Origin of the sequence: Oscillibacter acetigenes, assembly GCF_025567605.1 — a bacterium.
Classification (GTDB): domain Bacteria; phylum Bacillota; class Clostridia; order Oscillospirales; family Oscillospiraceae; genus Oscillibacter; species Oscillibacter welbionis.
In genome coordinates this window covers 502513-522580 of the sequence record NZ_JAOQKG010000001.1, presented here as the reverse complement: position 1 = coordinate 522580, position 20068 = coordinate 502513, and the positions used below count along the sequence as shown (strand labels likewise).

Here is a 20068-nt window from a genome sequence, read left to right as displayed (position 1 = left end):
ATCCCCCTTTACAAGAGCTTTTCATATCGAAGTTTCATCTGCGCCGGGTACAAAGCGGAGGCGGGCTTACGGCTGCCTGTCCAGCATTTGCCGCCTGCCAAGCCTGCGCAGCTCCAACCAGCGGCGCGGAGACTGCTGCCGCTCTCGCTATCCAGCGTATAGGTGATGATCTTGCGGTATCCCATTGCCTTTGCCGCCCGCGCGGATGCGGCATAAAGGATGCTACAAGCGTTCTTCTCACCGGTGGTGCAAAGACGATTGACCTCCAATGTCCAGCCATCATCCAGATACCGGCTCACAGGACGGCCTACGATTGCAACACCGACAAGCTCTCCATCCTTGGCACAGCCGATGGAAAACTTATGTCCAGCAGTTGCCTTATGGTGCCGGTGATGCGCATTGACAAATGCGTTCGCTGTTGCAAGCGCGACGGGCGTGAGTGTCAGCATGGTATCACCCCCGTTAATGTGCATTGAACACGGACTTGGCAAGGCTGCTCGTTTTGAACAGGCAGAAGCACAGCAGCACCGTGTAGCCCATGCAAGTCCAGATGGCGTAGATGATGTCATCCACAAGCGCGATATTCTGCACCAGAACCGCGTAAATGGCAACGCAGACGATAATCAAAAACGCTTGGAAGCCCAGCGCCAGCAGGGAACGGATGTAATTCTGCCCCATGCCGCCCCATTCCTTGCCCATCATGGTCGCCATTGGGATGGGGGCAACAGAGGTGACGAGATATATTTCAATCATTCTTCCGAATGTGATAATGAAAATGCAGATGGTCAGCGCCCACATGGTAATGCCAACGAACAGTGACTGGAACCACAGGCCGAACAGTGGCCCCAGCTCCATTTCCATCAGCCGATCCTCAATGCCCACCATGACGCTTGAAATGTTGATGCTGGTGTCGCCGATAATCAGCCCGGAGGCGCTGGCAACGACGCTTTGGGCGGCATCGAACACGCCCATCACAATCGTCCATGTGTTTGTTACAATCAGGACAGCGGCAGCGGACTTGAACGCCCACTTGAAGAATATCCATGTGTCCATGTCGTTGAGGTTATTTTTGTCGGTAATGAGCTGGATCAGTTCCAGCGTCATCACAAAGGCGAGAATTGCGCCTGCGATGGGGACGATCACGGTTTCCGACAGGTTTTGTATCATGCTGAAAATGCTGCCGTTCCATGCCTGCGGCGATAAGCCCACCTGACCGGAGATCTCGGCAACCTTTTGATTGGTTGCATCGAACATCCCGGACAGATTGCTCACGATACCGCCGATGAGCATTTCTTTCAGCCATTCCGTGATCTTATCCCATAAGAAATCCATAGGGTTGCCCTCCTTTCGGGAGGATGCCGCCAGAAAGCGGCACCCTCCGTGGATTTATGGGAAGCAAACGAGCTGCCGATTAGCCGAACAGACCGGACAGCAGCGGCACGAGGGTAATGCCGATTAGCGCCACGCCGCCGCCCGCCATAAGCTGCTTCATGCCCTGAGATTTTGCTAATGTGTGATAAAGAAGCATTAGAAGTGTAAAAAATTTTGCCGTTCCTATCCGGCACTTGGCCATTGTGTCGGATAGGTCGGGCGGTTATTCGGGCAAGTCAATCTTGCCGACAAAGCTGTAATAAATCTCAATGTCCTGCCTGCGGGTGCCGTTCTCGTCGTAACTGCACTCATGCACCACGATTTTCTCTACCATTTCCCGCAACAGGGTGGGGGTCAGTTCTTCAAAGGCAAGGTGCTTGCGGACAATGCCCATGAATTTCTCGGCGTTGACGGTGGCGGCCTGCGACTTGTCCAGTTCAGCTTGCAGGGCTGCGGCTCTCTTTTTCAGTTCAGCTTGCTCGGCTTCATAATCAGCCGACAGTTCCATGAAACGCTCGTCGCTGATTTTGCCGTTTACATTGTCCTCATACAGCCGCTTGATAATCCGGCTCACTTCGGCAATGCGTTCCTGTGCCTGTTCAAGCTGCTTGGTGGCTGCGGCGGTCTTTCGCTTGCCGCCGATCTCGTTCTGCTGGACAAGCAGTTTCACAAACCGGCTCTCATGCTTGGCTGCGTATTCGGTCACTTGCCGAAGATTTGCCAGGACACCGGCGGTCAACAGGTCGGTGCGGATAAAGTGCGCCGTACAGTCGCGGGTGCGCTTCTTGTAGCTGCCGCAGATGTAACAGTCCTGCTTGCGGTCTTTGTTCTGATACCGCTGCTGATACAGCACATGGCCGCAGTCGGCGCAGAATAAAATCCCAGAGAACAGCCCCACTTCATCATAGCGGTTCGGGCGTTTGCGCTGCTTGCGTAACTCCTGCACACGCTCCCATGTTTCCATGTCGATCAGCGGCTCATGGTGGTTCTCAAAAATGGCCTGCTTCTCAATGGGGTTCTCTACGCTGTGCTTGACCTTGTAAGAGGGCTTTTCCGTCTTGAAGTTTACCAGACAGCCGGTGTACTCCCGATTTTCAAGGATATGCACGACGGTGTTTGTCGCCCACTTGCACTCATAGCCGGGGTGGTAACGGCGGGTGCTGCCTGTCCGCTGATATTCCAGCGTCCCCGGCGTGGGGATTTGCTGCTCCGTCAGCATACGGGCAATCTTGGTCGGGCCGTTCCCGGCAAGGCAAAGCTGGTAAATCTGCTGTACCACCGGGGCGGCTTCCTCGTCTATGATGAAGTTTTCGTCCTCGTCCATCACATAGCCGTAAACCGGCTTGCTGGTAACGGGCTTGCCGCTCATGCCTTTTGACCTTTTTACTGCCTTGATTTTCTTGCTCGTATCTCTCACCAGCCATTCGTTGAACAGATTTCGCAGCGGGGTAAAATCGTTGTCCATGCCGCCGTTTGCGCTGTCCACATTATCGTTGACAGCGATAAAACGCACACCCTTTTGAGGGAACAGCATTTCCGTGTAAAACCCCACTTGCAGGTAGTTTCGCCCCAGCCTTGACATATCCTTGACGATAACGGTTCCCACTTTTCCGGCTTCAATGTCTGCAAGCATAGACTGAAAGCCCGGTCTTTGGAAATTTGCCCCGGAATAACCGTCGTCGGTGTACCAGCGCAGATTGGTAAAGCCGTTCTGTTTTGCGTAGGCTTCGAGTATCCTTTTTTGGTTCGATATGGAATTGCTCTCTCCTTGCAGTTCATCGTCTTTGGATAATCTCGGATAAAGGGCGGTAATCAGGTTTTGGGTGGCTTGTCTTAACATAAAATCCTCCGTTTCCGACAGCCAGCCCCACTATTCCGTATTTTTATCATACCACATGGGGCGGCTGTCTGTATAGCGGCAAAAGTGTAAAATCTGCTTCTTTATAGTTTATAAAAAAGAGCGTTCTTTTCATAGGGATTATCATGAAAAACGGTAATTGAAAATCCCTTTACTTCATGCTATAATACGAAAAGCGTTACCAGCGACGATAATGCGGGATTTTGTCTGCAATTCATTGAAGGAGGTACAGGCATGAAGTTTGAAAAAATTGATTGTGGCAACGGAATTGCGGTTGCCGTATCAAGTGACAGCATGATTATTACTGATGTCGATTCTGCGCTTGATTTGCTTATGTCTGCCAAATACGAAGCAGGCACAAAGTATATTGTCGTGGATAAAAAGAACATCATTGAAGATTTCTTCATTTTGAGCAGCGGCTTGGCGGGAGAAATTCTTCAAAAGTTTATCAATTACGGTGGAAAAATCGCTATATACGGGGATTTTTCACATTACACCAGCAAGCCGCTGAAAGACTTTATCTTTGAAAGCAATAAAGGGAAAGATGTGTTCTTTGTTGCAACAAAGGAAGAAGCAATTCAAAAAATAAGTCAAAGCATTTAGTGGATAAAATCCCCATATCGGATAGTTGTGTATTAACCCAACGCGAAAGCGGCCATGTCAAAGCATGGCCGCTTTTTCCATGCCCCCGGCTCATGCCGGATAAGTCGGCTTCTGTGTAGCAGCGGCTTCGGCTTGCAGCACTTTTTCCATTTTGTCGATGGCAGTTTCGGTGCTGTCCTGCTTGAAATAGCCGGACACCACAAGGACAGAGTTGCCCATGCGGATTTTCGTCACGCAGTCGGGGCGGCGGGGATTGGTTTTTGTGGTCTGTTCGTAATCTGCCATAGGCTACTCCTTTCACTCATTCATCAGATTTTTCAGCCGTTCCAGCTTGGCTTGTGCGGTTTCCCTGCGGAAGTTGCCGCCCGTAAAACGGACAGGGGCGCACATTTCCAGCAGCCGGTCATAGATACGGGCATAGGCGGTGTCGGTTGGGTTCTGGATTTGCTGCAAGGTCAGGTTGGTGGTGACGATCAGCGGCCTGCGGCTGCGGTATCGGCTGTCTATCACGCTGTAAACCTGTTCCAGCCCGTAGGCGGTGTCACGCTCCATGCCAAAATCATCAAGGATAAGCAGCGGATAGCGGCAAAGCCGGGAAATGTATTCGTTCCTGCCCTCGAAGCTGGCGGCAAGGTCATTGAGGATAGCGGCAAAGTTCGTCATGCGGACAGGGATTTTCTGCTCCATCAGGGCGTTTGCGATACAGCCCGCAAGGTAGCTTTTGCCGGTTCCCACACCGCCCCAAAAGAGATAACCGATGTTCTCGGCCTGCATGGTGTCCCAATGCTCCGCATAGAACCGGGCAACGGCGGTCTGGGGGTTCCTGCCGTTGTCGTTTTCAAAAGTCCAGTCCCGCATGGCGGTATCGGAAAATCCCCGGCGTTTCAAGTCCTCTACGGTGTCAAGGTGTCTGCGCTGCTGTTCGGCGGCTTCACGCTCAATCCGCTGCGCCCTCTGGCAGTCGCACTCTGCCGGGTGGCGGTCAAGCCCGAAAAGCGTCTTGCCCTCTGGGAAATAGGCTTCTTTGGGCTTGCGGCATTTTCCGCAGTACAGCAAACCGTCCTCGCCTGTGTAGTCGCCGCTGTCCGGCTCGGTATCCGGCAGCAGATTGATATTCTCGATTTTGTTCATAAACTTTCTCCCTCCTTGCAGGTGTAGTCCGGGACACCCTGTTTCGGGGCGTCCTTTTTGTCATTCTCTGCCCATATCCGCAGGGCGGCGGCATAGTTCTGGTAGGTTCTCCCGTTGGCGGCAAGGTAGCGGCTCATTTCCTCAATGAGCCGTTCCAGTCTGTCCGGGAACTCGGCTTTCAGTTCTGCATACTCGGCTTCGGTCAGAAAAACATTCTCATATCTGCCAAACGGTTTGTGCGGCTCTCCACTCACTCCCATTGTTTGGTTTTCTATCAGGTTGTTTATAGTAAGGTTGTTAGGGGTCGGTTTTCCGACCGTCATAAGGTCGCTTTTCCGACCATCAGTAGGTCGGTTTTCCGCACTTATGAGGGTCGCTTTTCCGACTGTCATAGGGTCGGAAATCCGAACTAATGGCGGCAGCTTCACATACAGGCGGTTGGCTGCGGAAAATCCCGCCCGTTTCCGTTCCAGAAGTCCGGCTGCGTCCAGTTCGTTCAAGGCGGCTTTGATGGCGGTCTGCCCCTTATCCAGCATTTCGGCAATCTCCGCTATGGGATAGACAATGAATGTCCTGCCCTGATCGTCCTGCCAGCCGTTCCGCTGTGACAGGGTGGTGCGGTCTAACAGCAGCGCATAGAGCAGCTTGGCGGTCTGGGAAATGTCCATTTTCAGCAGGAACCGGGGATATGGCAGGTAGGGCGGCAAGCCTGTGTCCAGCCCTACATAAATGGTTTCCTGCGTGTTGTCCGGCTTCATGGCTTCGCCCGCTTGGAGCGAAACGGCGGGCACTCGATGATCATAGCCCGGAAACTCTGCTTGCAGGTGCGGCGGCACTTGCGGCAAAGAGGATTGTAGGTGATACGGTTGCGCTCATTGAGGAAGAACGCCCATTCTTCCTTGCGCTTCTTGCTCATTCTCGGCATGGCGGCTCCTTTCTGCCGTTTCTATCGATGTAACCGGATAGGCGGCGTTTGGTGTATGATTTCGGTGTCATTTTCGGGGATTTTCCTCTCTGTATGCCCCTTGAAAAAGGCAGGTGGTATTGCGGATAGGGTCAGATATAGGGAACGCTTTTGTGCGGTTTCGGTATCATTTCGGGGTGGAGTTCAGTGGTCAATTTCCCATAGCAAAGGGGTGTCCAAAATGGAACCCCCTTTCCGGGTAGGGGTGGAACAAAACGGAACACCCTTACCGCTCCCAATCCCGACGCACCTCTTTTGTCCGTTCCTGCCGGAGCATGGCGGCAAGGTTGGATTTGACCTTTTGCAGCTCGGCGGCTCTGGCTTTCTGCTCCCGGTACTCGGTGTAAATCCCGTTTTTCTCGGAAATCAGGGCTTCATTTTCCGCTTGCAGCTTGGAAACGGCGGGCAGCTTCTTTAAGCCCTGTTGCCGAAAATACCGCACCGCCGCTTCATACAGCGTCAGGTCTGCATGAAACGCTTCCCGGTATCGTTCCGGCTTCTTGGCAGTTTTCAGCCCGTCATGGGCGGGCTTGGTTCTGCGGTAAACGCTGATCTGGTGCATGAGTTCCTTGTTGGCGGTGATTCTGGATTCCAGTTCTTTCAGCTTTTCTCCGGCGGCGTGCTGCCCGGAAATGGCGGCTTCCAAAGCTGTGTCCACTTCTTCGGGGCTGGCAAAACCATGCTCGGAAAGGAAATTCATGGTCTTTGCCATCTGTTTGAGGTTAAAGGTTTTTGCCCAACGCTCATAACCGATACCTTTTCCCTCGGCTCGCTTGGCGGCTATATCTACAAGCCGCTGCGGGCTGTCAGGGTTCGGGGTGATTTGGGCGGGTTTTGTCCGCTGTATGCCCTTAGTAAGCTGCGGCTGGTGTTCCTGTCTGTCCTGCATCTTTGCGGCTGCTCTATGGGCGTTCTGCTGGAAAACAGCAAGGACAGCGGCCTTGTCGAAGTCCGTCCCCAGCTTCCGGGCGGTGATGGGCTTTGTTCTGTCCGGCGTGAGATAGGACAGCCGCCCCCGGCTCTCCTTAACGGTCACGCCCTCCCGCAACAGGAGAGCGGAAAACTCGTCAAAGCTGGCGGCGGTGGCAAGGGCTTGGCGTATGGTCTGCCGCAAACGGCCTTTGTCGGTTTCAAACTTGGTCTGTCGGGGTGCGATACCCTCGGCAAGCAGCACAGCGTTTTCCTTGTCCAGCTTGGCTTGCCCCTTGCGCTTCGCCCAGTATTCACGCTCGGTCACTTTGTTTCGGCTGCCGTTCAAGAGGTCGATCTGGTAAAGCCCCTCCCGGTGGCACATCTCCATGACTTCGCTGCGGAAATACCGCATGGCGGCTGCGGTACAGCGGTGCTTGTTCCCGGCTCTGGTGTCGCTTGCCCTGTCCATGTAGGGCTTGCGCTCCACCTCGGCAATCCGCAGACTGTTGATGACAATATGCACATGGATATTGCCGCTATGGTTGTGCCCGTCCGGGTGGGTACAGACAAGGGCTTGGTGTCCGGGAAAATGCTCTTTGCAGTAGGCCAGCCCCAACGCCTGCGCCCGGTCTACGGTCAGGCCATTGTCGGCTGCGTCCCGTGGGTCAAAGCTGATGATATAGTGGTGGCTCTTGATGTCCTCCCGTTTGCTGTTCTTGCCGTACCGCAGATTTGCCCGGATACATGACAGGGCAAAATCTTCCTCCCCGCAGTTCAGCGTGTCCAGCCGGTAGTCCTGCCGGGGAATGAGCCGCCCGGCTTCATCAAGGGTGGGTTTCATGGTAAACTCGTCATGCTCAAAGGTGAGATAGGCTTCGGCGGCTCCGTAGTCGGCATTTTTAGAGCTGATATGCTTGATCGTTGCCATAGGCTTCACCTATCACTTTCAGCACCTCGAATTTGAGGGCGGCAAGGTCGGAAACAGCGGCTCTCACCTCACTGGACAGGGCGTTGTAGGGTGCGCCGTATTCGTTGAGATACCGGGCGATCTGGTTCAGGTTGCTGCCGATTTTCCCGTACTGCGCCACAAGGGAAGATATGGCGGTGAGCATTTCTTCGCTGTGGGCAGTCACCCGGATAACAGGAGAAATCCGGCTGTAAAAAACGGCTTGCCGGATATACTCGGACTGGCTCATGGAGAGGGCGGCGCATTTGTCCTCAAAGGCTCTGCGCTCGTCCTCGGTCAGACGGGTCTTGACAACACATTTCCGCTTGGGGGTGTTGTAGGTTTTGTGTGGCATGGTGGCTCAACTCCTTTCAAACTGCAACGGACAATTTTTATCTAAAACACAAGTATTGGGGCAAGTTTTTTCAGCGGCGCAAGCCGCAAAAGGCGGGTTTGGGGTGGCAACCCCAACAAGTATCTGACCGGGGGACAAATGAGCGAAAAGCGAAATTTGGTACACTGGTCGATACTTGCTCTCCGTGACTGCAAACTTTCTCTCACTTCCGTCCGCCACTTTTTTGGAAAACTGCAACCACAAAAGTTTGTTTCTCTTTTTCTGCTACTACTAATCCTGTAAAGGGCATTCCTGCCCGCTTTCGCTAAAATGACACCGGACGCAGTGGTTTCTACCCGGTGTTGGAGAAATCCTTTCTCTTTGCCCTCTACTACGGGTAAATGCTCCAAATGCCAAACACCAGGGCAGAAAAATTCCCTCCTCGCTTACTACTACAACCGGCAGGGGGCAAAATGGCCGGGAGCGGAGCCGGACAACAAAAAAAGCAGTAAATCTTTTTCAAGACTTACTGCTTTCGCTGGCCGCGTCGGTGGCGGCTGGTATTCAGTTTTTATGACTTGTCCGGTGGTTCGTCAAGCCGGAACTTGAATTGACAGTCAATTAACCGCTGCTTTACATAGTCCTCCACCTCGGCGTTGACCTGCCCGTTCACTTTTGAGAAATAGCGGATATATCCGGCGTAGTGGAGCAGGACAGCGTTCACGGCTTCTGGGTCGCCCTCACGGGCTTTGAGGATTGTTTCATAGGGGAGAAGTCTACTCATACCGGCTCACCCCCATTTCTTCGCGTAGCCGCTGCAAGGCAAGCTGGATATGCCGCCCCGCTGTGCTGCGTGACCGGCCAATACACGCGCCGATCACGCGCTGCGGCTGGCGCAGAAAGTAATAGCGCAGGATTTCTTCCCGCGTCTGCTCCGGCAAAACAGAGATCGCGTCGGCAAGGGCGGCGTTGCAGAGCAGGACGGTCTGACCGCAGACGGTAAATGGGTATTCCTCGTCCGGCTCCGACGCGGCAAACTGGACAAACTTCTCGTTCATCAGATAGTCAAGGGAAACTTGCCGTTCCCATTGCCGTTTAAGCTTCAAAATCTTGTCCAAGGCGGCACAGCGGATAACAGTCTTGCAAAAGGCGTTGTACCTGCGCTGGATATATTCTTGATAGGCTATCTGGTCGGTCATGGAAATTCCCCTTTCTGAATAATAGTGCGGGGCGGTGGCACTTCTTGCTGTCGCCCCTTGATTGCCTACCAGCAAAGGCGGGCGGGGCTGTCAACGGCTGCGCATATGCGCCGTTCATCTTGACCGTTGACTGGCTCGGCTGGGTTTGCTATTTACCCGACAAACTTGAATTTGAATACTACGATTTTATGAGCGATTATCGCTCACCGTGGGTTTTCAATAAAATCCTCCAAAAGCCTTGAAAACAAAGGGTTTTTCGCAGCGTGTTCGCCTTATCCCTTTATTCGGTTTCACACAAGTTTACCCTTGCCCTGGCCACTCATAAGGGCAAAAGCAAGGGCAAGAAAATCTCGCAACAGGATATGGCAACGTGTGGCAATCGGGGAACTGTGACGTATGTGCGAATATATTATAGCGGAGGATTTTATTATGGACAAGTACATTTTTGACAAGAACAACGGCCTTTGGTATGAACTGATTGGCGACTACTATCTTCCCTGTCTGACCGTACCCGCTGAAGAAGGACAGCCTGTTGGCGTATGGGGTCAGCGGCACAAGCGGTATCTCAAAGAATACCGCCCAGCCTTTTATAATGCTTTGCTGTTAAGCGGCAAACTGAATGGCTACCTTGCCGATATTGACCGGCAGGCACAGGAGCAAATGGTCACCGTCATTCGGCAAATGTCGAAGGCCCAAGGAATTACTGAAGTGTTGAAAGCTACCAACCAAGCGGAGTGGGTAGGAATGATGAATAATATCTGTTTTGCGGCAGTAGAAATGATTCATGATGAAATCATATACGCATAAGTACGAAAGCGGCTGGGGATATACCCTGCCGCTTTCATGCTCGTCAAAACAGTTATCTGCCAGTGAAGATGCAGCCCTCTATATCAGTAATTGAAAATAAGACAAGGCAGACTAAAAGGAGAGGGAACAATACTTTGCAACTTTCAACCCCATTTTGTTGCATTTCACGCCAGGCAAAAGGATGTTTTGCAAAGAAAATCAAGCAATGCGAAATTAAAATATACCCTCTTGACAAACGAACTATAATTCTATATACTCAGTTCTGTCAATTGAATAAAATCTTCAGGGCAGGGTGTAAGTCCCTACCGGCGGTACAGCCCGCGAGCCGAAAGGCATGATTCGGTGAAACTCCGAAGCCGACAGTATAGTCTGGATGAAAGAAGATTTGCAGTACACAGGGATGAAGTTTATCACCCTGTGCGTGTAAGTTGCTCTGGATTGTTTTCAATCCAGAGTTTTATTTTATGCCGGCGCTATGTCTGTGTCTATCTGCGTCGCCCTGAACGATTTGTTCAGGGCGATTTTTGCTTTTGAGGTGATGGTATGAGTGACGAGGATTATATGTCTTTGGCTTTGCATTTTGCAAAGAAGGGAGTTGGCTGGACGGCCCCGAATCCAATGGTGGGCGCAGTTATCGTGAAAGAGGGCCGGGTGATCGGGCGGGGCTGGCATGAAAAATGTGGACAGCCACACGCCGAGAGGAACGCCCTTGCCTCTTGTACCGAGCCCTCGGAGGGAGCGACTATGTATGTCACACTGGAACCCTGCTGCCACTACGGGCATCAGCCACCATGCACGGAGGCCATCTTAAACGTCGGCATCAAGCGGGTGGTGGTAGGTTCCGGCGATCCAAATCCCCTTGTCAGCGGGAGAGGTATTCAAATACTCCGAGAACACGGAATAGAGGTGACGGAACATATCCTGGAGGACGAATGTACCCGGCTGAATGAGGTGTTCTTCCACTACATCCAGACAAAGCGCCCCTTTGTGGTGATGAAATACGCCATGACGCTGGACGGAAAAATCGCAACCTATACAGGGGCCTCCAAATGGGTCACGGGAGAGCAGGCAAGAAATCATGTGCAGGAGCAGCGCCACCGCTACACCGGCATCATGGTGGGAGTTGGAACGGTACTGGCCGACGATCCCTTGTTGACCTGCCGGAAAGCCGGGTGCAAAAACCCCATTCGCATTATCTGTGATACCGATTTACGCACTCCTCTAACCGCCCAAGTAGTCACTACGGCAAAACAGGCTCCTACTATCCTCGTTACCTGCTGCGCTGACCGTGAAAAATGGACGGGCTACGAAGAAGCCGGCTGCCGTATTCTGCCGGCGGAACGGAAGAATGGCCGCATTGATTTGGAGCGGTTGATGGAACGGCTGGGGCAGGAGGGCCTTGACAGCATTTTGTTGGAGGGCGGCGGCACGCTGAACTGGGCCGCGCTGGAAAGCGGCATCGTTCAGAAAGTGCAGGCATATATCGCGCCCAAGCTGTTCGGAGGGCAGACGGCAAAAACGCCGGTAGAGGGCGCTGGTGTACCGTTGCCCGACTGTGCGTTCCAGTTGAAAAACATGGTTATCACGCAGTTGGGGGAGGACATTCTGCTGGAAAGTGAGGTGGCAAGTCATGTTCACCGGGATTGTTGAAGAAATTGGAACGGTGACACAAATCCGGCACGGCCCGCACTCCGCAATCCTCACCATAGCGGCTGAAACCGTTTTGGAAACTACGAAAATCGGAGACAGCATCGCCGTCAACGGTATCTGTCTCACCGTTACCGCTTTATCGGACACCTCTTTTTCGGCGGATGTCATGCACGAAACGCTGAACCGCTCTGCTCTGTCCCGGCTGGGTACGGGAAGTCATGTGAATTTGGAGCGGGCCATGCCCGCGGACGGGCGTTTTGGCGGACATATCGTGGCCGGTCATGTGGATGGCGTTGGAACGGTGGCAAATGTGCGGCGGGACGATACGGCAGTCTGGTTCACCGTGCGGGCGGCGCCGGATATTCTGCGCTATATCGTGGAGAAAGGCTCTGTGGCGATAGACGGGATTAGCTTGACCGTGGCGGCAGTCACACAGACGGATTTTTCCATTTCCGCCATTCCCCACACCGTGGCGAATACGGTTTTGCGGGAACGGAAAAGGGGCGACCCGGTCAACCTGGAAACAGATGTGATTGGGAAGTATGTAGAAAAGCTGCTGTTCCCCACCATGGGCAGGCGGCAGGATACCACAATCACCAAAGAATTTTTATCTCAACACGGATTTTAGGAGGGCAGGCAATGATACAGTTCAGCACTATTGACGAAGCTCTTTGCGACCTTCGAGCGGGCAAAATCATTCTGGTTACGGATGACCCCACACGGGAAAATGAGGGGGACTTCATCTGTGCGGCGGAATTTGCCACAACGGAAAACATCAATTTCATGGCGACCTATGGCAAAGGGCTGATTTGTATGCCCATGTCGCAGGCTTATGTGGAAAAGCTGAAAATCCCGCAGATGGTACAGCAAAATACGGATAATCACGAAACGGCTTTTACCGTGTCCATTGACCATGTGACCACCTCTACCGGCATTTCCGCCGCTGAACGCTCTGTGACGGCCCTGGCCTGCGTGTCAGAGGACAGCAGGCCGGAGGATTTTCGACGACCTGGGCATATGTTCCCCTTGCTGGCAAAGCGAAACGGCGTGCTGGAGCGTGACGGACATACCGAAGCAACGGTAGACCTGTGCCGTTTGGCCGGTCTGAAAGAATGTGGCCTTTGCTGCGAGATCATGCGCGAGGACGGGACAATGATGCGTACCCCGGAGCTTTCGGAACTGGCAAAACGATGGGGAATCAAGTTTATCACCATCCGGGATTTGCAGGCTTACCGCAAATGCCACGAAAGGCTGGTTGACCAGGTAGCGGAGGTCAACTTGCCCACAAAATACGGGGAATTTACCGCTTATGGTTTTGTAAACAGATTAAACGGTGAGCATCATGTGGCACTGGTAAAGGGTCAGATTGGTGACGGCGAAAATGTGTTGTGCCGTGTCCATTCAGAATGTCTGACCGGGGACACGTTTGGTTCCCTCCGCTGTGACTGCGGTGAACAGCTTGCCGCCGCTCTTACCCAGATTGAGAAAGAGGGGCGAGGAATTTTACTCTATATGCGGCAGGAGGGGCGGGGCATTGGCCTGATGAACAAACTGCGGGCGTATGAGCTTCAGGAGCGCGGATTGGATACATTGGAGGCCAATCTGAAACTGGGCTTTGCCGGGGACGAGCGGGAGTATTATATTGGCGCACAGATTTTGAGGGAGTTAGGCGTAAAGAGTATGCGGCTGCTGACGAATAACCCGGATAAGCTCTATCAGCTTTCGGAGTTTGGTTTGAAAATTACACAGCGTGTTCCCATTCAGATGAAGCCTACCCCCTACGACCTGTTCTATCTGAAAACAAAACAGACGCGCATGGGACACATCTTAACCTATGAAAGAGAGGAAGATCGCCGTGAAAACATTTGAGGGAAAACTGGTAGCAAAAGAGGTCAAGGTTGGCATCGTGGCCGCACGGTTCAATGAGTTTATTACATCTAAGCTGTTAGATGGAGCATTAGACGGCCTAAAGCGGCATGATGTGTGTGAGGAAGATATTCATGTCGCGTGGGTTCCCGGCGCGTTTGAAATTCCGCTGATTGCATCCAAGATGGCAAAAAGCGGAAAGTATGACGCTGTGATCTGCCTGGGGGCAGTAATCCGAGGCTCTACCAGCCATTACGATTATGTTTGCAATGAAGTGTCCAAGGGGATTGCCGCCGTTTCCCTGGAAAGCGGTGTCCCGGTGATGTTTGGCGTTCTCACTACGGAGAACATTGAACAGGCGATTGAGCGGGCCGGGACAAAGGCTGGGAATAAGGGCTATGATTGCGCTGTTGGTGCGATTGAGATGGTAAACCTGATTCGCCAACTCTAAGTAAAAGGGCCTTGCAGTTTTATGATGCCAACCGTTTATGTACGCACCGCATGGCCTTCTGGCTGTGCGGTGCTTTTTGCCGTCAGTCCTTTGTGTAGGCGTCCACGATACGTACTTCCAACTCCCGGTTCCGCTCCATCGCCCTGCGGAGTTCCGGCACTTCCAGCAGGCCCTTGGCGTTGGCAATGATGAGGATACGATTGAGGCTGGCCCCCACCCTGCGGACTTCGTAGATCAGCTTCGGCACGTCAACGGAGGGGGCCTCCCGGATGGCAGCGCCGCTGATACACTGCCGGATAAACCGCTCACGGGAACCCCGTACCCTGCTGACCTTTTCGTTGAGGTCGGCCAGTTCCTCATCAGACAGACGGATGATGATTTGGTTGGTTCTGCTTCGCATAGATTCTCCTTCCTCCGGGGTCATAGGGGTGGAACCCCTGTCAAGCGGTATTGTGATATCACAATACGTTGCTTGCTAAGACTGTACCACTTCCCCCATGGCGTATTTTGCGGGTGCGTCCCCGCCGCCCCGGTTGCTCTTTTCAGCCGGTAAAAAACCGTCACTCGACCCTGCGGACATCGCCCTCCCGGAGCAGATTCCGCCCCTGATTGACGGCCATGAACCGTTCCAGCGTGTCCCGACGGATGATGGCTTTCCGGCCTACTTTCAGCACCGGCAGCTTGCCCCAGTCCACCAGCTTCCGCATGGTGTTCCGCCCAATGCCCGTACACTCGGCGGCTTCCTCAATGGTCAGCCCCATTTTAACTGCGCTCATTCTGCACGCCCCTTTCTATTGCGCTTGTTTTGCAACCGCAACACCGATATTATACTTAAAGCGCCGTCATCTGTCAACTCGTTTTAAGGCGTATTAAAAAATATTTTTGAAAATATACGTAAAATTGGGTTGCAAATCAAACCCAGTTGTGCTATACTCATACTCGATAGGAGGTGAACTTCTTGGACAACGCAGAAATGCTCACTCCAAAAGAAGTGGGAAAACGTATCAAAGAGCGCCGGAACGAGATCGGTATCTCTATGCCGGAGCTTGGACGGCGGGTAGGGGTCAACAAGTCCACCATCCAGCGGTATGAAACAGATGGGGTCAATCCCAGCCGCAGCATGATCATCAACGGCTTGGCGGACGCCCTGCAAACCACCTCGGAATGGCTCGTAGGGCTGTCCGAGGAAAAGGAAATCACGGCGGCGGACGATGATAGCCGCACCATCTGCGAGGGCGAGGTCTTAGACCACCTCAACAGCTTCCTTGACGCTGTGACCAAAACGGTACAGCCAGAAGTCCAGCAGCGGTTTCTGACCTCTACGCTGTGCCTGCTGATCGACCTGTTCTCCATTACTGCCCAGCACTATGGCAGGACGCTGAACGAGATCGACCGGCTGGCCGGGGATGAAGCCCTCAAAAAATCCATCCAGCAGTACACCATCCACGTTGACGACATCATCGTGCCGGTCTATTGCCGGGAGATGGAAGCTCCTATTGAGGATATGAAGCGGTTCCTGGACGGGCTGCTACATATCTTCGACAAAGGGCGTACCAGGGTAGATACAGTTTATCTGTATAACATCCTGCATGACGCCCAAGTGCGGCTGAACGCCGCCAACGATTCCGTGGCACCTTGACAACATAATATGCCGGGAAAACCCGGCAGAAATGATGCAACGCACATCATACGTCACAGGCCCGATTGCCACGGATAGAAAGGAGCATTTCATCAATGGCAAAAGGTTCTGTACGCAAAAAGGGCAAAAAGTGGTACTACCGCTTCTATGTGGAGGACGAGAGCGGGCGGCAGGTACAGCGGGAGTTCGCCGGGACAGAGAGCAAATCCGAGACGGAGACCCTGCTCCGCAAGGCGATGGAGGATTACGAGGCGAAGAAGTTCGTGGCGAAGTCTGAAAACGCCACCGTGGGGCAGTTATTGGATATGTGGGTAGAAGAAGAACTGAAGCCCGGAAACCTCAGCAACGGCACCGTGATGGCCTACCAAGGGACGGTCAACCGCATCAAGCAGCACCCTATTGGAAACCGCAGGCTGAAAAGTGTCACCCCTGACCACCTGCAAGCTTACATCGACCTGCTCAGCTTCGGCGGGACAAACCCGGACGGCACAGCGGCAAAAGCGCTCAGCAAAGGGTACTTACGGCAGTATTCGGCAGTCCTGCAAGGGGCGTTCCGCTTTGCGGTGTTCCCCAAGCGGCTCATCAGCTTCAACCCCATGCAATATGTAGTATGGCGGGGGAAGAAAGAGGAATACGAGCTGTTCTCCCAGGAGAACGGGGATGCCCCGGCGGTGCCCACCCTCACCCATGAACAGTTCCGGGCGTTGGAGGACTTTCTGAAAAAGAAAGACAATCCGGCCCTGTTGCCCATTCAGATTGCCTACTACACCGGGCTTCGGATTGGGGAGGTCTGCGCCCTCACCTGGCAGGACATCAACCTGGACGAGCAGTATCTCACAGTGCGGCGGAGCATCCGCTACAACGGGGCGAGGCACAAGACGGAGATCGGGGCCACCAAGCGGAAGAAAGTCCGTACCGTGGATTTCTGCGACACGCTGGCGGCAATCCTTCGGAGGGCCAAAAAGGAGCAGATTGGGAACCGCCTGCGCTATGGGGAGCTTTACAGCCTGAACTACTGCACCGAGGTCAGGGAGAAAGACCGGGCCTATTACGAGGTCTACACCCTGCCCAGGACGGTGGAAGTGCCGGAGGGGTATAGGGAGCTGTTCTTTGTCTGTCTACGCCCTGACGGGGCCATTGAGACGCCGGGGACGGTAAGCATCATGTGCCGTCAGGCGAAGAAGAAAGTGCCGGGGCTGGAGGATTTCCATTTCCATATGCTCAGGCACACCTTCACGAGCAATCTACTGTCCAACGGGGCGGCTCCCAAGGACGTGCAGGAGCTGCTGGGTCACGCCGATGTCAGTACCACGATGAACATTTATGCCCACGCCACGAGGGAAGCCAAGCGTACCTCCGCACGTCTGCTGGATAAGGTGGTCTGCGGGGAGTAAAAAGTTTCCCTTGTTCCAGCCCGTGAGGGCAAAAACAAGGGAAAGTACATAAGGCTTGAACATTTAATCTGTGGGAAGCCTTGACATATTAGGGTTTCAAGGGGATTTAACAAATAAACTTGAATTTATTTTAAGCTATCACGTTTTACCTTCTTAAGCCTTACTATCATTACCATAGGAATTTCTTTGTTGGTTTTAAAACATTCTTCATAAAATCCATCAATGACAAATCCAGCTCTAAAACAAAGGTTAAAAATATCTTGTATGGAACGATGATAATAAATCTGCTCTTTCGGTTGCCCTTCAATCGCTATATCATAGTAACTGTGCGGTGTCATATATTTTTCAGTCAACGTGACAAAACAAGGGTGTTGCGTTGCAAAGACAAAAATTCCGCTTTCCTGCAACAGTTCATAAACAGCCATAAGAAGTGGTTCAATATCCGTAATATCCATAATTGCCATATTAGAAACTGCTTTCGTAAAGGCTCGATTTCTTTTTAATTCTAATATACTTTTTCTATCGGTCGCATCCGCCACACAAAATTCAATTTGTTTTGCATATTGTGATTGCCGTCTTTTAGCCAATTCTATCATTTTTTTGCTGTAATCAAAAGCGACAACCGAAGCGCCTCTTTGTGCAAGATACGAAGAATAATTTCCATTGCCACACGCAATATCCAAAATGTAATCCGCAGGATTAGGAGATAGAAGTTCCGTTACTTTGGGACGCACTACCTCTCTGTGAAATTCATTAGATTCGTCACCCATTGCATTATCCCAAAATTGTGCGTTCTCCTCCCAGATTTTTTTACTTTCCTCTGTTCCCATGTTCTCTCCCACTCCCCAAATTTGCTTTTTTGCTTCCATTAAATCTTCCTTACTATATTCCATTGTTACCCTCCATAACTTCTGATTGTTGCCGTCTTGACGATTATGTATCTTTACATTACCTTCTGAAACATATGGCGCACCTTGTCCAGGCGGCTGTTTGGACGGCGGGGCTGGATGACCGGCTGACCGACAGCGGCCTGATATCCTTTCAGCTCTGTAAGGCATACGCTCCGCCCGTTGGTGTAAAAGGCCAGATCAGTACGGTATGCCTGTATACAGCGGGCGGGAATCTCGCCAGTAAAGACAACTTCATCCTTTTTTACCTGGGCCGTTTCGATGGTGGCACAGTATTTCGGTGCATCATGATAAGCCCTGGAAAGGTATTCCTGGGGCGCATAGAGGATGAAGGAGAGATAAGGTTCCAGCAGCTGCGTCCCCGATTCCTTCAATGCCTGTTCCAATACAATCGGGGCCAATGAGCGGAAGTCCGCCGGCGTGCTGACCGGACTGTAATAAAGCCCGTATTCAAAGCAAATCTTACAGTCCGTTACGTTCCAGCCGAACAAGCCCTGCTCCAGCCCGTAACGGATACCATCCCTGACAGCGTTTTGAAAACTCTGGTTCAAGTATCCCAGCGAAACCCGGCTCTCGTATTGTACACCGGAGCCAAGCGAGAGTGGTGTAACAGACAGTCCTATGGATGCCCAAAACGGGTTGGGCGGCACCTCGATATGGATGGTGTGGCTGGCTGCTTTGAGCGGCCGCTCCATATAAATGACGGAGGGTTCCTTTACCACTGTTTCAAGCTTGTATTTTTCCGACAGCAAAGCGGAAACAACCTCCAACTGCACCCGGCCCAAAAAAGAAAGAATGATCTCATGGGTGATGGAATCCACTTCGCAACGCAAAAGCGGGTCAGTATCCGCAAGTTGCGTAAGAGCGTCCAGCAGCCGTTCTCTTTGCGCTGCCGTTTTCGGCGCAATCGTCGTCCGCAGCATGGGGAGGGGGTCCTCGCGCCACCTTTTACGAGGGAGCCGGGTTTGGTCCCCTAATACATCGTTTAACCTCACGCTGTCGCTGGGAAGGATAACAATTTCACCCTGATAAGCGGTGTCTGTCCGAACAATTTCCCCTTTGGATGGAATACGCATCTCTGTGATTTTCAGCTTTTCTCTCCCGGCCAGGGCCACCGTATCCCGCAGGCGCAGCGTTCCGCTGTATAACCGTAGATAGACACGCCGCTGGCCGCAATCGGTGTACTCAACCTTGAAAACGCTGCCGCATAGGGCGGCGCCCCCCTGTTCCCCAATCGGTTGGAACAGCCCTGTCACCGCATCCATCAACGGTTGAATGCCAAGGCCATTTTTGGCGCTGCCATGATAGACTGGGAACAGGGAGGCGTCTTGAACCCGCTGCTGTTCCTCCCGCGCAAGTTTTTCCCGGCTGATTGGTTCTCCTGCGATATACTTTTCCAATAATTCATCGTTATTTTCGATGACCGCATCCCATGCTTCTATGTCGGTATTTTCCTCCAGGACTATTTCCGGGGACAGCGACACCGTCTGCTTGATGATAATATCGGCGGAGAGCTTATCCCGAACAGACTGAACCACGCTCTGCAAATCAACGCCAGCCTGGTCGATCTTGTTGATAAAGATAACGGTGGGAATGTTCATTTTCCGCAGGGCATGGAACAGAATACGGGTCTGGGCCTGCACGCCATCTTTAGCGGAGATCACCAAGATGGCCCCATCTAAAACAGCCAAAGAGCGGTACACCTCCGCCAAAAAATCCATGTGGCCGGGCGTATCCACAATGTTAACTTTACATCTGTGCCACTGGAAGGAAGTGACTGCCGCTTGAATGGTAATCCCACGCTGCCGCTCCAAAAACATGGTGTCCGTCCTCGTTGTCCCTTTTTCGACGCTCCCCGGTTCTGAAATGGCTCCGCTGGCATATAGCAGGCTCTCCGTCAAGGTCGTCTTTCCAGCGTCTACATGGGCAAGAATTCCAATATTGATTATTTTCATGTGATTGTCCTCCCTTTACAGCCCCAAAGGGCATAAAAATCCCCAGCAGTAAAATACTTTTACCACTGGGGATTATAAGT

Annotated in this window: 23 protein-coding genes, 1 pseudogene and 1 riboswitch; of the genes and pseudogenes, 8 read left to right on the top strand and 16 right to left on the bottom strand. The window is 52.6% G+C overall.

Translation table 11 applies throughout. The features are described 5' to 3' along the window. Nucleotides 1–8: 8 nt before the first annotated feature. From OCV80_RS02755 to OCV80_RS02740, 4 genes and pseudogenes are all read right to left on the bottom strand, one after another. The gene (locus OCV80_RS02755; protein WP_136890941.1) at nucleotides 9–449 is read right to left on the bottom strand and encodes an XF1762 family protein; all 441 of its coding nucleotides are present in this window, start codon (nucleotides 447–449) and stop codon (nucleotides 9–11) included. 13 nt (nucleotides 450–462) lie between these two features. Next, complete coding sequence (locus OCV80_RS02750; protein WP_021633196.1) at nucleotides 463–1332, bottom strand: VirB6/TrbL-like conjugal transfer protein, CD1112 family; 870 nt, start codon at nucleotides 1330–1332, stop codon at nucleotides 463–465. Between the two features lie 79 nt (nucleotides 1333–1411). Then, a pseudogene (locus OCV80_RS16510) lies at nucleotides 1412–1507 on the bottom strand (Maff2 family mobile element protein); the annotation flags it as partial. 87 nt (nucleotides 1508–1594) lie between these two features. Further along, complete coding sequence (locus tag OCV80_RS02740) at nucleotides 1595–3211, bottom strand: recombinase family protein (RefSeq protein WP_118101863.1); 1617 nt, start codon at nucleotides 3209–3211, stop codon at nucleotides 1595–1597. 252 nt (nucleotides 3212–3463) lie between these two features. On the opposite strand from OCV80_RS02740, the gene OCV80_RS02735 reads away from it, so the two are divergent. Next, nucleotides 3464–3832 (top strand): DUF4180 domain-containing protein, encoded by a 369-nt coding sequence (locus OCV80_RS02735; protein ID WP_087988644.1) that lies wholly within the window; start codon nucleotides 3464–3466, stop codon nucleotides 3830–3832. A gap of 90 nt (nucleotides 3833–3922) precedes the next feature. On the opposite strand, the gene OCV80_RS02730 is transcribed toward OCV80_RS02735, so the two are convergent. The 8 genes from OCV80_RS02730 to OCV80_RS02695 form a co-directional block, all read right to left on the bottom strand. Beyond that, nucleotides 3923–4117 (bottom strand): transposon-encoded TnpW family protein, encoded by a 195-nt coding sequence (locus tag OCV80_RS02730; RefSeq protein ID WP_087988643.1) that lies wholly within the window; start codon nucleotides 4115–4117, stop codon nucleotides 3923–3925. Between the two features lie 12 nt (nucleotides 4118–4129). Continuing rightward, nucleotides 4130–4963 (bottom strand): ATP-binding protein, encoded by an 834-nt coding sequence (locus OCV80_RS02725; RefSeq protein WP_087988642.1) that lies wholly within the window; start codon nucleotides 4961–4963, stop codon nucleotides 4130–4132. Continuing rightward, a complete protein-coding gene (locus tag OCV80_RS02720; RefSeq protein ID WP_087988641.1) occupies nucleotides 4960–5721 on the bottom strand; it encodes a replication initiator protein A in 762 nt (253 codons plus the stop codon). Before OCV80_RS02720 ends, OCV80_RS02725 begins: the two co-directional genes overlap by 4 nt. Next, nucleotides 5718–5888, bottom strand: coding sequence for a hypothetical protein (locus OCV80_RS02715; RefSeq protein WP_168951823.1), 171 nt, complete (start codon nucleotides 5886–5888; stop codon nucleotides 5718–5720). Before OCV80_RS02715 ends, OCV80_RS02720 begins: the two co-directional genes overlap by 4 nt. A 265-nt stretch (nucleotides 5889–6153) precedes the next feature. Beyond that, nucleotides 6154–7767 carry a relaxase/mobilization nuclease domain-containing protein gene (locus OCV80_RS02710; RefSeq protein WP_136890944.1) on the bottom strand — a complete coding sequence of 538 codons (1614 nt, stop codon included), beginning with the start codon at nucleotides 7765–7767 and terminating at the stop codon, nucleotides 6154–6156. Then, complete coding sequence (locus OCV80_RS02705; RefSeq protein ID WP_008980720.1) at nucleotides 7739–8140, bottom strand: plasmid mobilization protein; 402 nt, start codon at nucleotides 8138–8140, stop codon at nucleotides 7739–7741. The genes OCV80_RS02710 and OCV80_RS02705 overlap by 29 nt, the downstream gene beginning before the upstream one ends. A 550-nt stretch (nucleotides 8141–8690) precedes the next feature. Then, a complete protein-coding gene (locus tag OCV80_RS02700) occupies nucleotides 8691–8903 on the bottom strand; it encodes a helix-turn-helix domain-containing protein (protein WP_002586615.1) in 213 nt (70 codons plus the stop codon). Next, nucleotides 8896–9318, bottom strand: coding sequence for a sigma-70 RNA polymerase sigma factor region 4 domain-containing protein (locus OCV80_RS02695; protein WP_002586616.1), 423 nt, complete (start codon nucleotides 9316–9318; stop codon nucleotides 8896–8898). The genes OCV80_RS02700 and OCV80_RS02695 overlap by 8 nt, the downstream gene beginning before the upstream one ends. Before the next feature lie 429 nt (nucleotides 9319–9747). On the opposite strand from OCV80_RS02695, the gene OCV80_RS02690 reads away from it, so the two are divergent. From OCV80_RS02690 to ribH, 5 genes are all read left to right on the top strand, one after another. Continuing rightward, a complete protein-coding gene (locus OCV80_RS02690) occupies nucleotides 9748–10125 on the top strand; it encodes a TnpV protein (RefSeq protein ID WP_136890923.1) in 378 nt (125 codons plus the stop codon). Between the two features lie 274 nt (nucleotides 10126–10399). Further along, nucleotides 10400–10514: riboswitch (FMN riboswitch) on the top strand. A gap of 154 nt (nucleotides 10515–10668) precedes the next feature. After that, nucleotides 10669–11775 (top strand): bifunctional diaminohydroxyphosphoribosylaminopyrimidine deaminase/5-amino-6-(5-phosphoribosylamino)uracil reductase RibD, encoded by a 1107-nt coding sequence (gene ribD, locus OCV80_RS02685; RefSeq protein ID WP_136890924.1) that lies wholly within the window; start codon nucleotides 10669–10671, stop codon nucleotides 11773–11775. After that, nucleotides 11756–12403, top strand: coding sequence for a riboflavin synthase (locus OCV80_RS02680; RefSeq protein WP_136890925.1), 648 nt, complete (start codon nucleotides 11756–11758; stop codon nucleotides 12401–12403). The genes ribD and OCV80_RS02680 overlap by 20 nt, the downstream gene beginning before the upstream one ends. Before the next feature lie 11 nt (nucleotides 12404–12414). Beyond that, nucleotides 12415–13644: a bifunctional 3,4-dihydroxy-2-butanone-4-phosphate synthase/GTP cyclohydrolase II gene (locus OCV80_RS02675; RefSeq protein ID WP_136890926.1), complete on the top strand. Its 1230-nt coding sequence runs from the start codon at nucleotides 12415–12417 to the stop codon at nucleotides 13642–13644. Next, the gene (ribH, locus tag OCV80_RS02670; RefSeq protein WP_136890927.1) at nucleotides 13631–14092 is read left to right on the top strand and encodes a 6,7-dimethyl-8-ribityllumazine synthase; all 462 of its coding nucleotides are present in this window, start codon (nucleotides 13631–13633) and stop codon (nucleotides 14090–14092) included. Before OCV80_RS02675 ends, ribH begins: the two co-directional genes overlap by 14 nt. Nucleotides 14093–14174: 82 nt before the next feature. Here the strand turns inward: ribH and OCV80_RS02665 are convergent, their stop codons facing one another. Together OCV80_RS02665 and OCV80_RS02660 are read right to left on the bottom strand one after the other, a co-directional pair. Further along, nucleotides 14175–14492 (bottom strand): plasmid mobilization protein, encoded by a 318-nt coding sequence (locus OCV80_RS02665; RefSeq protein WP_136890928.1) that lies wholly within the window; start codon nucleotides 14490–14492, stop codon nucleotides 14175–14177. A gap of 160 nt (nucleotides 14493–14652) precedes the next feature. Beyond that, a complete protein-coding gene (locus OCV80_RS02660) occupies nucleotides 14653–14868 on the bottom strand; it encodes a helix-turn-helix domain-containing protein (RefSeq protein WP_136890929.1) in 216 nt (71 codons plus the stop codon). A 182-nt stretch (nucleotides 14869–15050) separates the two neighbouring features. Here OCV80_RS02660 and OCV80_RS02655 point away from each other — a divergent pair, with 182 nt between their 5' ends. Both OCV80_RS02655 and OCV80_RS02650 read left to right on the top strand, forming a co-directional pair. Then, nucleotides 15051–15731 carry a helix-turn-helix domain-containing protein gene (locus tag OCV80_RS02655; protein ID WP_136890930.1) on the top strand — a complete coding sequence of 227 codons (681 nt, stop codon included), beginning with the start codon at nucleotides 15051–15053 and terminating at the stop codon, nucleotides 15729–15731. 95 nt (nucleotides 15732–15826) lie between these two features. Then, nucleotides 15827–17125, top strand: coding sequence for a tyrosine-type recombinase/integrase (locus OCV80_RS02650; protein WP_136890931.1), 1299 nt, complete (start codon nucleotides 15827–15829; stop codon nucleotides 17123–17125). Nucleotides 17126–17250: 125 nt separating this feature from the next. Here the strand turns inward: OCV80_RS02650 and OCV80_RS02645 are convergent, their stop codons facing one another. Next, nucleotides 17251–18018, bottom strand: coding sequence for a class I SAM-dependent methyltransferase (locus tag OCV80_RS02645; RefSeq protein ID WP_002586626.1), 768 nt, complete (start codon nucleotides 18016–18018; stop codon nucleotides 17251–17253). Between the two features lie 50 nt (nucleotides 18019–18068). Then, nucleotides 18069–19988 (bottom strand): tetracycline resistance ribosomal protection protein Tet(W), encoded by a 1920-nt coding sequence (tet(W), locus tag OCV80_RS02640; RefSeq protein ID WP_002586627.1) that lies wholly within the window; start codon nucleotides 19986–19988, stop codon nucleotides 18069–18071. Nucleotides 19989–20068 lie beyond the last annotated feature (80 nt).

Coding starts and splice junctions, on each gene's coding strand:
- OCV80_RS02695 (WP_002586616.1), bottom strand. CDS start 9,318: ATGACCGACCAGATAGCCTATCAAGAATATATCCAGCGCAGGTACAAC.
- OCV80_RS02750 (WP_021633196.1), bottom strand. CDS start 1,332: ATGGATTTCTTATGGGATAAGATCACGGAATGGCTGAAAGAAATGCTC.
- OCV80_RS02710 (WP_136890944.1), bottom strand. CDS start 7,767: ATGGCAACGATCAAGCATATCAGCTCTAAAAATGCCGACTACGGAGCC.
- OCV80_RS02650 (WP_136890931.1), top strand. CDS start 15,827: ATGGCAAAAGGTTCTGTACGCAAAAAGGGCAAAAAGTGGTACTACCGC.
- OCV80_RS02675 (WP_136890926.1), top strand. CDS start 12,415: ATGATACAGTTCAGCACTATTGACGAAGCTCTTTGCGACCTTCGAGCG.
- OCV80_RS02730 (WP_087988643.1), bottom strand. CDS start 4,117: ATGGCAGATTACGAACAGACCACAAAAACCAATCCCCGCCGCCCCGAC.
- OCV80_RS02725 (WP_087988642.1), bottom strand. CDS start 4,963: ATGAACAAAATCGAGAATATCAATCTGCTGCCGGATACCGAGCCGGAC.
- OCV80_RS02720 (WP_087988641.1), bottom strand. CDS start 5,721: ATGAAGCCGGACAACACGCAGGAAACCATTTATGTAGGGCTGGACACA.
- OCV80_RS02690 (WP_136890923.1), top strand. CDS start 9,748: ATGGACAAGTACATTTTTGACAAGAACAACGGCCTTTGGTATGAACTG.
- OCV80_RS02680 (WP_136890925.1), top strand. CDS start 11,756: ATGTTCACCGGGATTGTTGAAGAAATTGGAACGGTGACACAAATCCGG.
- OCV80_RS02645 (WP_002586626.1), bottom strand. CDS start 18,018: ATGGAATATAGTAAGGAAGATTTAATGGAAGCAAAAAAGCAAATTTGG.
- OCV80_RS02740 (WP_118101863.1), bottom strand. CDS start 3,211: ATGTTAAGACAAGCCACCCAAAACCTGATTACCGCCCTTTATCCGAGA.
- OCV80_RS02700 (WP_002586615.1), bottom strand. CDS start 8,903: ATGAGTAGACTTCTCCCCTATGAAACAATCCTCAAAGCCCGTGAGGGC.
- OCV80_RS02755 (WP_136890941.1), bottom strand. CDS start 449: ATGCTGACACTCACGCCCGTCGCGCTTGCAACAGCGAACGCATTTGTC.
- ribD (WP_136890924.1), top strand. CDS start 10,669: ATGAGTGACGAGGATTATATGTCTTTGGCTTTGCATTTTGCAAAGAAG.
- OCV80_RS02665 (WP_136890928.1), bottom strand. CDS start 14,492: ATGCGAAGCAGAACCAACCAAATCATCATCCGTCTGTCTGATGAGGAA.
- OCV80_RS02735 (WP_087988644.1), top strand. CDS start 3,464: ATGAAGTTTGAAAAAATTGATTGTGGCAACGGAATTGCGGTTGCCGTA.
- OCV80_RS02705 (WP_008980720.1), bottom strand. CDS start 8,140: ATGCCACACAAAACCTACAACACCCCCAAGCGGAAATGTGTTGTCAAG.
- OCV80_RS02715 (WP_168951823.1), bottom strand. CDS start 5,888: ATGCCGAGAATGAGCAAGAAGCGCAAGGAAGAATGGGCGTTCTTCCTC.
- OCV80_RS02660 (WP_136890929.1), bottom strand. CDS start 14,868: ATGAGCGCAGTTAAAATGGGGCTGACCATTGAGGAAGCCGCCGAGTGT.